We start from the raw sequence: 11,787 nt of genomic DNA, 5'->3' as shown, positions 1-11,787 counted from the left end.
GGCCTGAAGCTTGCGATACTCAGGCAATGCATTCGATCCAAAAGAAAACCTCCTTGCATTGCCTGTCCGGCCTCGCCCTGCTGCTCGTTGCAGCAGGTGCCATGGCCCAGCCGATCTATCGCAACGTCGACAAGAACGGCAAGGTCACTTTCTCGGACCGGGCCCCCACCGCCAGCACCGAGCCCGCCGCAGGCCCGCAAGCCGGCATCACGCCGCCGGCCAATGCCGGCTTGCCGTATGAACTGCGCCAGGTGGCACAGCGCTATCCCGTGACGCTGTACACCGGTGAAGAATGCGCGCCGTGCGGCGCCGCCCGCTCGCTGCTCACCACGCGCGGCATTCCTTTTGAAGAACGCACCGTCAAGAGCAACCAGGACGTCGAGGCGCTGCAGCGGATGAGCAGCCAGGCCTCGCTGCCGTTGCTGACGATCGGTTCGCAGCAGCTCAAGGGCTTTTCCGATACTGAATGGTCGCAGTACCTCGATGCCGCGGGCTACCCGAAGAGCAACAGCCTGCCGGCGACTTACCGCAACCCGCCGGCCCGACCGCTGGTTGCGGTGCAGGCGGCACCCGTGGCGCGCGAACCCGCGCCGGCCACTCCTGCTCCGCAGCAGCCTGCGCCTGCTCCCAGCGGGCCGACTCCCAGCAACCCGGCAGGCATCAAGTTCTGAGCGGTTCCTGAGCGGGCCGCCGGTTGACGCCGGCAGCCGCTTTTCTCTTCACTCGAACGTCATCGTTTGCACGCCCGAGGGCGTGCCCAGCAGGCACACGTCGGCCTTCTGGTGAGCGAACACGCCGACGGTGACCACGCCCGGCCATTGGCTCACCTCGGATTCGAAGGCAAGCGGGTCGCTGATCCGCAGCCCGGTGACGTCGACGATGTGCTGCCCGTTGTCGGTCACCAGCGCCACACCGTCTTTTTCCCGCACCTGCGCAATGCCGCCCATCGCCTCGAACTGCCGCATGACGCGGCGCGCCGCCATCGGAATGACCTCCACCGGCAGCGGAAAGGCGCCGAGCGTGTCGACCAGCTTGGATGCGTCGGCAATGCACACAAAGCGCCGCGACTGCGCCGCCACGATCTTTTCGCGCGTGAGCGCCGCACCACCGCCCTTCACCATGAAGCCGCGATGATCGATCTCGTCCGCGCCGTCGATGTAGACGCTGAGCTCCTCGACCTCGTTGCTGTCGAACACCGGAATGCCCAAGGCGCGCAGGCGTTCCGTCGAGGCGACCGAGCTCGACACCGCGCCCTTGATCTGGTCCTTGATGGTGGCCAGGGCGTCGATGAACTTGTTCACGGTCGAGCCGGTGCCCACGCCGACGATTTCGCCCTTCACCACATAGGCCAGCGCAGCCCGGCCGACCTGGGCCTTGAGCTCGTCCTGGGAGATTGCGCTGGTGGCGCCGGCGCCGGGAGCGGAAGAAGGGGAAACGGGTGCAGTCATCGCGGAGAATCCTTGGCTCATTGAAGTCGAGAATTATCCGATGCCCCTGCTCCCCTCTTCGCTCTACGGCCTGGCCCGGCCCTTTCTGTTCGGCTTCGACCCGGAGCATGCCCACGAACTCACCCTCGACGGCCTCGCCCGCACGCAGAACACGCCCCTGGCCTGCGCGTACGCCGCTTCGCGCGTCGAAGACCCAATCACGCTCGCGGGGCTGCAGTTCCCGAATCGCGTCGGCCTGGCGGCCGGACTCGACAAGAACGCCCGCTGCATCGACGCTTTTTCCGCCATGGGCTTCGGCTTTGTCGAGGTCGGCACGGTCACGCCGAAGGCGCAGCCGGGCAATCCCAAGCCGCGCATGTTCCGCCTGCCGCAGCGCGACGCGCTGATCAACCGCCTCGGCTTCAACAATGAAGGCCTCGATGCCTTTCTTGCCAATGTGCAGAAGGCGCGCTTTCGCAGGAATGCCAGCGCGGGGAAGAAGCCGATGCTGCTCGGCCTCAACATCGGCAAGAACGCGAGCACCCCCATCGAGCGGGCGGTGGACGACTACGTGGCCTGTCTGGACGGCGTGTATGCGCATGCCGACTACGTGACCATCAATATCTCGAGCCCCAACACGGCCAATCTGCGCACGCTACAGAGCGACGAAGCGCTCGACGCGTTGCTGGGTGCCATCGCCGAGCGGCGGCAGGTGCTTGCCGACCGCGGCGGCAAGCGCGTTCCGCTGTTCGTGAAGATCGCGCCCGATCTCGACGAAAGCCAGGTCGCGGTCATCGCCGCCACGCTGCAGCGCCACGGCATGGATGGCGTGATTGCCACCAACACCACCCTGGCGCGCGACGCGGTCGCGGGCCTGCCGCATGCCGACGAAGCCGGCGGACTATCGGGTGCCCCGGTGCGCGAGGCGAGCAACCGCGTGATCGCCCAGTTGCGCGCGGCGCTGGGAACAGGTTTTCCGATCATCGGGGTGGGCGGCATCCTGAGTGGGGCCGATGCCAAGGCCAAGATAGCCGCGGGTGCCGACGTGGTGCAGATCTACACCGGCCTCATCTATCGCGGCCCGGCCCTCGTGCGCGAAGCGGCTCAGGCGTTGCTGCAAGTTCGCAGCGCAGCCTGAGCCTTCTCGCTTTTTTCAGCGCTGGTTTTCGGCGCTGGTTTTCAGCGCTGGTTTTCATCGCATGCGCCAGAGCACTGGCGCAACGACCGCTGCCCAGCGCAACAGCCGCTTGGGACGAATCACCACCAGGGCCACCGCAGCGACGACGCCCGTGGCCACCGGATGCTCCCGCGCAATGCGCAGCGCAGCGGCGGATGCCGTTTCGTCCGCGGGCGGTGCTTCTGGAGCCGCTGCCGCACCGGCGGGCTGCGGCTTGCGCGGATCGCCCTGCATGGTGGCAATGCGTTCGCGCTGGCGGTCCATGCGGGCCAGCAGTTCTTCGCGCGTGGCGGGCCGCGGGGGACGCGGCGCTTCTTCATCCTGGTCGGGGTCCTTGCCGAGCCCGAAACGGTCCTGAACCCAGGTCCAGTCGCGTTCGAACTCATGGCGCGCCGGCATGAAGCTGTTCGAGGCATTGCGAAGCGTCAGAAACAGACCCAGTGCAGCGCCCAGCCAGAGCACGATCCACACAGCCGCCACCGCCCACGCAGCCGCAACGCGATGCGGCGTGTCCCAGAAGTGCACCACCACCGCCATCGACAGCAACGCCACCGCCACCGTGGTCAGCCCGAGCACGGCGACCACCAGCACGAGCATCAGCTTGAGGCGCTGCTTCTCGTCCTCCCACGCCATGCGCAAGAGCTGCACACGGTCTTCGGCGGCCAGCGCGCCTTCGGCCGCGGCAAGGCGAAGCCGCCGCAAACGGGCATTGAGCCCGAACAGGGACAGCAAGCTCATGCGCCGGCTCCTGCTCGGCGACGGACAACGCGGCGGTGGGTGCTCAGGTCAGCGGCGGCCAAGCAGCAAACCCACCAACACACCAACTGCCAGCGCTGCGCCGGCAATCTGCCACGGTTCGTCGTGGGCGTAGGCGTTGGCGGTGTTGGCCGCCTCGCGAGCCTTCTGGGCTGCAATCTTGCTCTTCTCCGCCGCAAGCTCGCGTGCAATGGCAAGCTTGGTGTCGATGCGCTGGCGCAGCGCCTTGATGTGGGGAACCGAATCCAGGTCCTTGCTGGCCAGCACGCCGCGCACGTCGCTCGCGATGTCTTCGGCTGCTGCCTCGATGTTGTTGGATGCACTCATTGGAATCTTTCCTCCGTGATGACACCGGCACCGCGCCGGCGGCTTCACGCCAGCAAATGGCGTGGTGTCATGTTACAGGCACAAAAGCCCCTCATGCGCGGCAGTTCTTCAGACTTCTGCACACAAAGGGGCTGCGTGGCATCCGTCAGGCGCTTTCAAGCAAGCGAGCCACGTAGCCTCCGATGGCAAGGCTGCTTGTGAGCCCCGGCGATTCGATGCCGAAGAGGTTGACCAGGCCTCTTACCCCGTGCGATTCGGGCCCCTCGATCATGAAGTCGCGCGCCGGCTCGCCGGGCCCAGAAATCTTGGGGCGCAAGCCGGCGTAGCCCGGAATCAATCCCCCGTCGGGCAGCGCCGGCCAATACTTGCGCACCTCGGCGTAAAAGCCGTCGCCGCGCGCCGGGTCCACCACCAGGTCGTCGGCCGACTCTACCCATTGCACATCGGGTCCGAACTTGGCCTGCCCGCCCAAGTCGAGCGTCAGGTGCACCCCCAAGCCGCCGGGCTCGGGCACCGGGTAGATCAACCGGGTGAAAGGCGCACGTCCAGACAGGGTGAAGTAGTTGCCCTTGGCAAAGTACGCCGTCGGTATGGCCGCCCCGGGCAGGCCTTCGAACCGCCTGGCCAGCTCGGGCGCGTTGAGCCCCGCCGCATTGATGACGGTGCTGCAGCGCAGCGCAGTGCCGTCTGCCGCTACCAGCACGATAGCATCCGCGCCACATTCCGCGCGTGCAATGGGCGATTTCAGCGCCAGCATTCCACCTGCGTTCTCCAGGTCGCCCAGCAGGCTCAGCATCAGCGCGTGGCTGTCGACAATGCCGGTGCTCGGCGAGTGCAATGCGGCCACGCAATGCAGCTGCGGCTCCATGGCAAGGGCCTCGTCCGCAGTCAGCAGCACGAGGTCGTCGACGCCATTGGCCGCAGCCTTGGCGCGAATGACTTCGAGTTGCGCCACCTGCTCGGGCGAAGTCGCCACGATGAGCTTGCCGCAGCGCTTGTGCGGCAAGCCGCGCTCCGCGGCATATTCATAAAGTGCCTGCTTGCCCTCCACGCACAGGCGGGCCTTGAGCGAGCCCTGCGGGTAGTAGATGCCCGCGTGAATCACCTCGCTGTTGCGAGAACTGGTTCCAGTGCCAATGGCACCTTCCGCCTCGAGCACCACCACTTCCCGGCCCGCGAGCGCCAACGCGCGCGCCACGGCCAGGCCCACCACACCCCCGCCGATGACGGCGCAATCAAGTTCATCCATGGCGCGAGCTTATCGCGGCTCGCGCGCCAGATTCACGAGGTGGTGGGAGGAGGTTCGGGGTCAGTCGGATCGTCCGGCGGCGTGCTCGGCCCTTCGTCGGGCTCCACGGGCAGGTCGGGCGGAATGTCGGGGTGAGTGGCCATGATCGGTCTCCTTCCCCCTGGGTGTACGCGCTCCGCCACGGAATTGAGCCGGCGCGAAGCGGGAGCTGGCGTCAGCACGAGTCGACAGTTGCGTGCGGCGGCCTGAAAGCGGCGCGCAAAACAAAAAGCGACTTGGACAATCCAAGTCGCTGATTTCGTTTTGGGGAATTTGGTGGGCGGTGGAGGCTTCGAACCTCCGACCCCAGCAGTGTGAATGCTGTGCTCTACCCCTGAGCTAACCGCCCTGTCAATTCTCCGGCGCCGTGTTTCAGTGCCTTTGAATTAATCGCGTTGCGCGAAGCCTTCGATTATGCCACAGCATTTCAGGCGTTTTGCCGAAACAGCGTGCGCCCGTTGCTGGATTTGTCGAGTTGCGACAACACGGCCTCGTGCGCCGCAAGCTCCTGCTCGGCCGCCATGATCACCGGCAGGTCGAACTGGCTCAGGTCGATGGCAACCACCGTGGTGCCCTGCGCCGGTTCGTTCGACGACACGTCGATCAGCAGCGCGTCCTGGCCGCGCGTGAGATTGATGTACACGTCGGCCAGCAGCTGCGCGTCGAGCTTGGCGCCGTGGAAGGTGCGGTTCGAGCGGTCGACGCCGAAGCGGTCGCACAGCGCGTCGAGCGAATTCCGCTTGCCCGGGTACACCTGCTTGGCCATGGCCAGCGTGTCGGTCACTTCCCCAACGAAGGTGCGCAGCGGCGGCAGGCCGGCCAGCTCGAGTTCCTTGTTGAGAAAGCCGACGTCGAAGGCTGCGTTGTGAATGATCAGCTCGGCGCCGCGCAGGTACTCGACGATGTCGTTGGCCAGCGTGGCGAACTTCGGCTTGTCGCGCAAGAAGTCGGTCGTGAGACCGTGCACCTTGAGCGCGTCTTCATGGCTCTCGCGCTCGGGGTTGAAGTAGATGTGCAGGTCGTTGCCCGTGAGCTTGCGCGCGAACAGCTCCACGCAGCCGAGCTCGATGATGCGGTCGCCGTTCTCGGCGGAAAGGCCGGTGGTTTCAGTGTCGAGGACGATCTGGCGCGACATTCGGTGCCTTCTTCAATGGTTCTCTTTGGCGTGGTTGATCGAGTATTTGGGAATCTCGACCGTCACGTCTTCCTGCGCCAGGATGGCCTGGCAGCTGAGGCGCGATTGTGGCTCCAGGCCCCAGGCGCGGTCGAGCAGGTCTTCCTCGCCCTCTTCGGCTTCGTTCAGCGAACTGAACCCCTGGCGCACGATGACGTGGCAGGTGGTGCAGGCGCAGCTCATCTCGCATGCGTGCTCGATGTTGATGTGATTGTCGAGCAGCGCCTCGCAAATGGAGGTGCCGGCCGGCGCGGTGATTTCTGCACCCTGCGGGCAGTACTCGGGATGCGGAAATATCTTGATGGTGGGCATGTTGTTCTTAGAGGGATTCGACCTTGCGGCCCGACAAGGCGCGCGCAATGCCCGCGTTCATGCGCCGGGCGGCGAAGGCTTCGGTGTCGTTGGCCAGCGCCTTGGTGGCGGCTTCTATCGTGGCGGCGTCGGTGCCCGTGGCGGCTTCGCGCAGCTTTGCCATCGAAGTGTCGATGGCGGCACGCTCATCTTCGGTCAGCAGGTCGCCGTCGGCATCGAGCGCGCTCTGCGTGGCGAGCAGCATGCGCTCGGCATCCACGCGGGCCTCGACCAGCGCCCGCGCCTGCATGTCCTGCTGCGCGGTGGAAAAGCTCTCCTGCAGCATGGTCGCGATCTGGTCGTCCGAAAGCCCGTACGACGGCTTGACCGTGACGCTGGCCTCGACGCCGCTGCCCTGCTCCTTGGCACTGACGCTCAGGAGTCCATCGGCATCGACCGTGAAAGTCACGCGGATGCGCGCCGCACCCGCGGCCATCGGCGGAATGCCGCGCAAGGTGAAGCGTGCGAGGCTCCGGCAATCGGCGACCAGGTCGCGCTCGCCCTGCACCACGTGCAACGCAAGGGCTGTCTGGCCGTCTTGATAGGTGGTGAAGTCCTGCGCCATCGCAGTGGGGATGGTCTGGTTGCGCGGCACGATGCGCTCGACCAGGCCACCCATGGTCTCGATGCCGAGCGACAGCGGAATCACGTCGAGCAGCAGCAGGTCGCCCGCGCCGTTGTTGCCGGCCAGCTGATTGGCCTGGATGGCGGCGCCGAGCGCCACGACTTCGTCGGGGTTTAGGTTGACGAGCGGCTCGCGGCCGAAGAATTCGGCGACGGCGCGGCGGACCTGCGGCATGCGGGTGGAACCGCCGACCAGCACGATGCCTTTCAGTTCGTCGGGCTTGAGCTTTGCATCGCGCAGAGCCTTGCGAACAGCAGCAATGGTGCGGTCGGTGAGCGGCTTGGTGGCGGCGTCGAATTGCGCGCGGGTCACTTCGAATTGAATCGCCTGACCCGCAACCTCCGCGCGGAAAGTGGTCGATTCGGAATCGGTCAGCGCTTCTTTGGCGGCACGCGCCGCGACCAGTAATGCGGCCTTGTCGCCATCGCTCTCGGCGTGGGCGCCGGTCTGCGCGAGCACGAAGCCGGCAAGCGCGTGGTCGTAGTCGTCGCCGCCGAGTGCCGAGTCGCCGCCGGTGGCAATCACCTCGAACACACCCTGCGTCAACCGCAGGATCGAGATGTCGAAGGTGCCGCCGCCCAGGTCGTACACCGCGTAGACGCCTTCGCTGGCGTTATCGAGGCCGTAGGCAATGGCAGCGGCCGTCGGCTCGCTGATCAGGCGCAGCACATTGAGGCCCGCCAATTGCGCGGCATCCTTGGTGGCCTGTCGCTGGCCTTCGTCGAAATACGCGGGCACGGTGATGACCGCACCATAGAGCTCATCGTCGAAGGTGTCTTCGGCGCGGTAGCGCAGCGTCGCCAGAATTTCGGCGCTGATTTCGACCGGCGATTTTTCGCCCGCGAGCGTCTGCACCTTCACCATGCCGCCGTCGCTGCTGTCGATGCGGTACGACATCGATTCGCGGTTGGCGATGTCGGCCAGCCCCCGGCCCATGAGACGCTTGACCGAGGTGATGGTGTTGGCGGGGTCTTGCCCGCGTGCCGCCACGGCATCGAAGCCGATCTGCCGTCGGTCGCCATCGAGGTAGCGCACCACCGAAGGCAGCAGCACGCGGCCCTGGTCGTCGGGCAGGCATTCGGCCACGCCGTTGCGCACCGCGGCCACCAGCGAATGCGTGGTGCCCAGGTCGATGCCCACGGCAATGCGGCGCTGATGCGGATCGGGCGCCTGGCCGGGTTCTGAAATCTGTAGAAGAGCCATATATAGGGCTTATTGTCCCAACTGATCGAACTTGGCCTCGACGTCCTGGCCGAAACGCTCAATGAACATGAGGGCTCTCACCTGCTGCGCGGCGGCGGGGTAGTCGCCCTTCTCGTCGATCAGCCAGTCGAGCGACGACAGCGCGCGCGCGCGGCCGGCTTCGACCTCCGCCTGCAGCTTTTCAACCGCTTCGACATCGTCCGCGTCGTCGAGCGCCTCGCGCCATTCCATCTGCTGCATCAAGAAATCGGGCGGCATGGCCGTGTTGTTCTCGGCGTTGAGCGGCGCACCGTTCAGTTCGCAGATGTAGCTCGCGCGGCGGATCGGGTCTTTCAGCCGTTGATAGGCCTCGTTGATGCGCACCGACCACTGCATGGCCACGCGCTGCGCCGCGGCGCCTTGCGCGGCAAAGCGGTCCGGGTGCGCTTCGCGCTGCAGCTCTTTCCAGCGCGCGTCGAGCGCGGCGCGGTCCTGCGCGAACGTGGCCGGGACGGCGAACAATTGGAAGTCGGTGTCGTTGAGGTTCATCAGACTGCCTGCCGGGCCGCCCCAAAGGCGGTCTGCGCCCCCTCGGGGGGCAGTGAGGACACAAAGTGCCGAACGTGGGGGCCCATAAGGATCAAGAAAAAACCGCCAGCACATGACATGGTGGCGGCTGTTGTCGCGGTCAGCGACGGCGCATCAGATGCGGAAACTTTCCCCGCAGCCGCAACGGTCGCGCTCGTTCGGGTTGATGAACTTGAAGCCTTCGTTCAAGCCCTCGCGCACGAAGTCGAGCTGCGTGCCGTCGATATAAGCCAGGCTCTTGGGGTCGACCAGCACCTTCACGCCGTGGTCTTCGAACACCACGTCTTCGGGCGTGAACTCGTCCACGTACTCGAGCTTGTAGGCCAGGCCCGAGCATCCGGTGGTCTTCACGCCCAGCCGCACGCCCACGCCCTTGCCCCGCTTGCCGAGATAGCGGGTCACGTGGCGCGCAGCGGCTTCAGTCAGCGTGACAGCCATATCAGTGGACTGCCGGCTCGGCTTGCGCCGTCTTGACGCCGTGCTTGGCCTTGTAGTCGCTCACGGCAGCCTTGATGGCGTCTTCAGCCAGGATCGAGCAGTGGATCTTGACGGGGGGCAGCGCCAGTTCTTCGGCGATTTGCGCGTTCTTGAGCGCGGCTGCTTCGTCGAGCGTCTTGCCCTTGACCCATTCGGTCACGAGCGACGACGACGCAATGGCCGAACCGCAGCCGTAGGTCTTGAAGCGCGCGTCTTCGATCACGCCGGTTTCGGGGTTGACCTTGATCTGCAGCTTCATGACGTCGCCGCAAGCCGGTGCGCCGACCATGCCGGTGCCTACCGAGTCGTCGCCCTTTTCGAAGGAGCCGACGTTGCGGGGATTTTCGTAGTGGTCGATGACCTTGGATGAATATGCCATGGTGTACCTCTCAAACTTTGTTCAATCGTGGAGCCTGGTGCGGTCCGGCGTCAGTGCGCCGACCACTGGATCGTGCTGATGTCGACGCCGTCCTGGAACATCTCCCACAGGGGGCTCAGCTCGCGCAGCTTTGCAACGTTGTGCTTGATGGTCGAGATGGCGTAGTCGATTTCTTCTTCGGTCGTGAAACGGCCGATGGTCATGCGCAGGCTGCTGTGGGCCAGCTCGTCGCTGCGGCCGAGGGCGCGCAGCACGTAGCTGGGCTCCAGGCTGGCCGACGTGCAGGCCGAACCCGACGACACCGCCAGGCCCTTGATGCCCATGATCAGCGACTCGCCTTCGACGTAGTTGAAGCTCATGTTCAGGTTGTGCGGCACACGCTGCTCGAGGTCGCCGTTGATGAACACCTGCTCCACGTCCTTCAGGCCGTCGAGCAGACGCTTCTGCAGGCGGCGCGCATGGGCGATGTCGTCCTTCATTTCGAGCTTGGCAATGCGGTAGGCCTCGCCCATGCCCACGATCTGGTGCGTGGGCAGCGTGCCCGAGCGCATGCCGCGCTCGTGGCCACCGCCGTGCATCTGCGCCTCGAGGCGGATGCGCGGCTTGCGGCGCACGTAAAGCGCGCCGATGCCCTTCGGGCCATAGGTCTTGTGCGAAGCCAGGCTCATCAGGTCGATGGGCAGCTTGGTGATGTCGATCTCGACCTTGCCCGTGGCCTGGGCCGAGTCGACGTGGAAGATCACGCTCTTTTCGCGGCAGGCATTGCCCAGCGCGACCACGTCCTGGATGACTCCGATTTCGTTGTTCACGAACAGCACGCTCGCCAGGATGGTGTCGGGGCGGATCGCGGCCTTGAACTTGTCGAGGTCGACCAGGCCGTTTTCCTCGACGTCGAGGTAAGTCACCTCAAAGCCCTGTCGCTCGAGTTCGCGCATGGTGTCGAGCACGGCCTTGTGCTCGGTCTTCAGCGTGATCAGGTGCTTGCCCTTGCCCTTGTAGAAGTGGGCCGCACCCTTGAGCGCCAGGTTGATCGACTCGGTGGCGCCCGACGTCCAGACGATTTCACGCGGGTCGGCATTGATCAGCTCGGCCACCTGGCCGCGCGCCTTCTCGACCGCCTCTTCGGCTTCCCAGCCCCAGGCATGGCTGCGCGATGCCGGGTTGCCGAAATGCTCGCGCAACCAGGGAATCATGGCGTCGACCACGCGCGGGTCGCACGGCGTGGTGGCGCCGTAGTCGAGATAGATCGGGAAATGAGGAGTTACGTCCATGGCTGGCTCGGGCTGGCGTGGGGGTTGTTTCTTTGATCTGCGCTTCTGGTGGCGGCGCCCTCAGGCGCGCCACAACTCAGGACATCAGGACTTCGCGAACACATTGCCGAGGGCAAAGACCGAGTTCGGCGCATTCACGCGAATCGGCTTGACCACCGGCTGCGCGGAAATGGCGCGCTTGACGACCGGCTTGTTCTCGATTTGCACGCCCTTGGCGATCTGGTCGTCGACCAGCTTCTGCAGGGTGACGGAGTCGAGAAACTCGACCATGCGCTGGTTGAGCGAGGCCCAGAGCTCGTGCGTCATGCAGCGGCCGGCTTCGCCCAGGCAGTTTTCCTTGCCGCCGCACTGCGTGGCATCGATGGGCTCATCGACGGAAACAATGATGTCTGCGACGGTGATATCCGCAGCCTTGCGGCCAAGGCTGTAGCCGCCGCCGGGGCCGCGGGTCGACTCGACCAGCTCGTGGCGGCGCAGTTTGCCGAACAGCTGTTCGAGATACGACAACGAAATCTGCTGCCGCTGGCTGATCGCAGCCAGCGTGACCGGACCGGTGTTCTGACGCAGCGCCAGATCGATCATTGCTGTGACCGCAAAACGGCCTTTGGTAGTGAGACGCATCGCAAGCTCCTTCAAGTGCTTACCGTTGAAATGACACCGTGGCCCGGGGCCGCGGTGACTTCGTCTCCGCCCTGCCCGACCCCTGACGCTGGTGAACCAGCCAGTGGGATCGGTTCTTCATCGCGAAGTTCTTTTTTTGTTGTT

At 65.4% G+C, this 11,787-nt stretch carries 15 protein-coding genes and 1 tRNA gene; 2 read left to right on the top strand and 14 right to left on the bottom strand.

Features of this window, described 5'->3' with window-relative positions:
- Positions 1 to 26: 26 nt before the first annotated feature.
- Positions 27 to 671: a glutaredoxin family protein gene (locus tag V9K97_RS00795; protein ID WP_337315836.1), complete on the top strand. Its 645-nt coding sequence runs from the start codon at positions 27 to 29 to the stop codon at positions 669 to 671.
- 48 nt (positions 672 to 719) lie between these two features.
- Here the strand turns inward: V9K97_RS00795 and rpiA are convergent, their stop codons facing one another.
- Positions 720 to 1,448 carry a ribose-5-phosphate isomerase RpiA gene (gene rpiA / locus V9K97_RS00790; protein ID WP_337315835.1) on the bottom strand — a complete coding sequence of 243 codons (729 nt, stop codon included), beginning with the start codon at positions 1,446 to 1,448 and terminating at the stop codon, positions 720 to 722.
- 40 nt (positions 1,449 to 1,488) lie between these two features.
- On the opposite strand from rpiA, the gene V9K97_RS00785 reads away from it, so the two are divergent.
- Positions 1,489 to 2,565, top strand: a complete 1,077-nt coding sequence (locus tag V9K97_RS00785; RefSeq protein ID WP_337315834.1) for a quinone-dependent dihydroorotate dehydrogenase — start codon at positions 1,489 to 1,491, stop codon at positions 2,563 to 2,565.
- A 54-nt stretch (positions 2,566 to 2,619) separates the two neighbouring features.
- Here the strand turns inward: V9K97_RS00785 and V9K97_RS00780 are convergent, their stop codons facing one another.
- From V9K97_RS00780 to iscR, 13 genes are all read right to left on the bottom strand, one after another.
- Positions 2,620 to 3,342: a phage holin family protein gene (locus tag V9K97_RS00780; RefSeq protein ID WP_337315833.1), complete on the bottom strand. Its 723-nt coding sequence runs from the start codon at positions 3,340 to 3,342 to the stop codon at positions 2,620 to 2,622.
- Positions 3,343 to 3,390: 48 nt separating this feature from the next.
- Complete coding sequence (locus V9K97_RS00775; RefSeq protein ID WP_126747251.1) at positions 3,391 to 3,687, bottom strand: glycine zipper domain-containing protein; 297 nt, start codon at positions 3,685 to 3,687, stop codon at positions 3,391 to 3,393.
- Positions 3,688 to 3,832: 145 nt separating this feature from the next.
- A complete protein-coding gene (locus tag V9K97_RS00770) occupies positions 3,833 to 4,936 on the bottom strand; it encodes an NAD(P)/FAD-dependent oxidoreductase (protein ID WP_337315832.1) in 1,104 nt (367 codons plus the stop codon).
- Between the two features lie 32 nt (positions 4,937 to 4,968).
- Positions 4,969 to 5,079 carry a stereocilin gene (locus tag V9K97_RS00765; protein WP_082517415.1) on the bottom strand — a complete coding sequence of 37 codons (111 nt, stop codon included), beginning with the start codon at positions 5,077 to 5,079 and terminating at the stop codon, positions 4,969 to 4,971.
- Positions 5,080 to 5,249: 170 nt separating this feature from the next.
- A tRNA-Val gene (locus V9K97_RS00760) sits at positions 5,250 to 5,324 on the bottom strand.
- Positions 5,325 to 5,402: 78 nt separating this feature from the next.
- Positions 5,403 to 6,110 carry a DNA polymerase III subunit epsilon gene (gene dnaQ, locus V9K97_RS00755; protein ID WP_126747249.1) on the bottom strand — a complete coding sequence of 236 codons (708 nt, stop codon included), beginning with the start codon at positions 6,108 to 6,110 and terminating at the stop codon, positions 5,403 to 5,405.
- A gap of 12 nt (positions 6,111 to 6,122) precedes the next feature.
- Positions 6,123 to 6,461, bottom strand: a complete 339-nt coding sequence (gene fdx / locus V9K97_RS00750) for an ISC system 2Fe-2S type ferredoxin (RefSeq protein WP_258505820.1) — start codon at positions 6,459 to 6,461, stop codon at positions 6,123 to 6,125.
- Between the two features lie 7 nt (positions 6,462 to 6,468).
- Positions 6,469 to 8,328: a Fe-S protein assembly chaperone HscA gene (hscA, locus tag V9K97_RS00745; protein ID WP_337315831.1), complete on the bottom strand. Its 1,860-nt coding sequence runs from the start codon at positions 8,326 to 8,328 to the stop codon at positions 6,469 to 6,471.
- 9 nt (positions 8,329 to 8,337) lie between these two features.
- A complete protein-coding gene (hscB, locus tag V9K97_RS00740; RefSeq protein ID WP_281150497.1) occupies positions 8,338 to 8,856 on the bottom strand; it encodes a Fe-S protein assembly co-chaperone HscB in 519 nt (172 codons plus the stop codon).
- A 153-nt stretch (positions 8,857 to 9,009) separates the two neighbouring features.
- Positions 9,010 to 9,333 carry an iron-sulfur cluster assembly protein IscA gene (gene iscA, locus V9K97_RS00735; RefSeq protein WP_007828190.1) on the bottom strand — a complete coding sequence of 108 codons (324 nt, stop codon included), beginning with the start codon at positions 9,331 to 9,333 and terminating at the stop codon, positions 9,010 to 9,012.
- 1 nt (position 9,334) lies between these two features.
- Positions 9,335 to 9,751, bottom strand: coding sequence for a Fe-S cluster assembly scaffold IscU (gene iscU / locus V9K97_RS00730; protein ID WP_126747244.1), 417 nt, complete (start codon positions 9,749 to 9,751; stop codon positions 9,335 to 9,337).
- 50 nt (positions 9,752 to 9,801) lie between these two features.
- Entirely contained in the window at positions 9,802 to 11,022 is a 1,221-nt protein-coding gene (locus V9K97_RS00725) for an IscS subfamily cysteine desulfurase (RefSeq protein ID WP_337315830.1), read from the bottom strand.
- An 84-nt stretch (positions 11,023 to 11,106) separates the two neighbouring features.
- The gene (gene iscR, locus V9K97_RS00720) at positions 11,107 to 11,643 is read right to left on the bottom strand and encodes a Fe-S cluster assembly transcriptional regulator IscR (protein ID WP_093237517.1); all 537 of its coding nucleotides are present in this window, start codon (positions 11,641 to 11,643) and stop codon (positions 11,107 to 11,109) included.
- Between the last annotated feature and the right edge of the window lie 144 nt (positions 11,644 to 11,787).

Source organism: Variovorax sp. CCNWLW186 (assembly GCF_037203865.1).
Taxonomy (GTDB): Bacteria; Pseudomonadota; Gammaproteobacteria; order Burkholderiales; family Burkholderiaceae_C; genus Variovorax.
This window is presented reverse-complemented; position numbering and strand designations above follow the sequence as displayed.

Excerpts from the sequence above, each read along its gene's own strand:
- V9K97_RS00725 (WP_337315830.1), bottom strand. The coding sequence starts at position 11,022 with ATGGACGTAACTCCTCATTTCCCGATCTATCTCGACTACGGCGCCACC.
- V9K97_RS00795 (WP_337315836.1), top strand. The coding sequence starts at position 27 with ATGCATTCGATCCAAAAGAAAACCTCCTTGCATTGCCTGTCCGGCCTC.
- V9K97_RS00780 (WP_337315833.1), bottom strand. The coding sequence starts at position 3,342 with ATGAGCTTGCTGTCCCTGTTCGGGCTCAATGCCCGTTTGCGGCGGCTT.
- hscB (WP_281150497.1), bottom strand. The coding sequence starts at position 8,856 with ATGAACCTCAACGACACCGACTTCCAATTGTTCGCCGTCCCGGCCACG.
- fdx (WP_258505820.1), bottom strand. The coding sequence starts at position 6,461 with ATGCCCACCATCAAGATATTTCCGCATCCCGAGTACTGCCCGCAGGGT.
- V9K97_RS00765 (WP_082517415.1), bottom strand. The coding sequence starts at position 5,079 with ATGGCCACTCACCCCGACATTCCGCCCGACCTGCCCGTGGAGCCCGAC.
- hscA (WP_337315831.1), bottom strand. The coding sequence starts at position 8,328 with ATGGCTCTTCTACAGATTTCAGAACCCGGCCAGGCGCCCGATCCGCAT.
- rpiA (WP_337315835.1), bottom strand. The coding sequence starts at position 1,448 with ATGACTGCACCCGTTTCCCCTTCTTCCGCTCCCGGCGCCGGCGCCACC.
- V9K97_RS00770 (WP_337315832.1), bottom strand. The coding sequence starts at position 4,936 with ATGGATGAACTTGATTGCGCCGTCATCGGCGGGGGTGTGGTGGGCCTG.
- V9K97_RS00785 (WP_337315834.1), top strand. The coding sequence starts at position 1,489 with ATGCCCCTGCTCCCCTCTTCGCTCTACGGCCTGGCCCGGCCCTTTCTG.
- V9K97_RS00775 (WP_126747251.1), bottom strand. The coding sequence starts at position 3,687 with ATGAGTGCATCCAACAACATCGAGGCAGCAGCCGAAGACATCGCGAGC.
- iscU (WP_126747244.1), bottom strand. The coding sequence starts at position 9,751 with ATGGCATATTCATCCAAGGTCATCGACCACTACGAAAATCCCCGCAAC.
- dnaQ (WP_126747249.1), bottom strand. The coding sequence starts at position 6,110 with ATGTCGCGCCAGATCGTCCTCGACACTGAAACCACCGGCCTTTCCGCC.
- iscR (WP_093237517.1), bottom strand. The coding sequence starts at position 11,643 with ATGCGTCTCACTACCAAAGGCCGTTTTGCGGTCACAGCAATGATCGAT.
- iscA (WP_007828190.1), bottom strand. The coding sequence starts at position 9,333 with ATGGCTGTCACGCTGACTGAAGCCGCTGCGCGCCACGTGACCCGCTAT.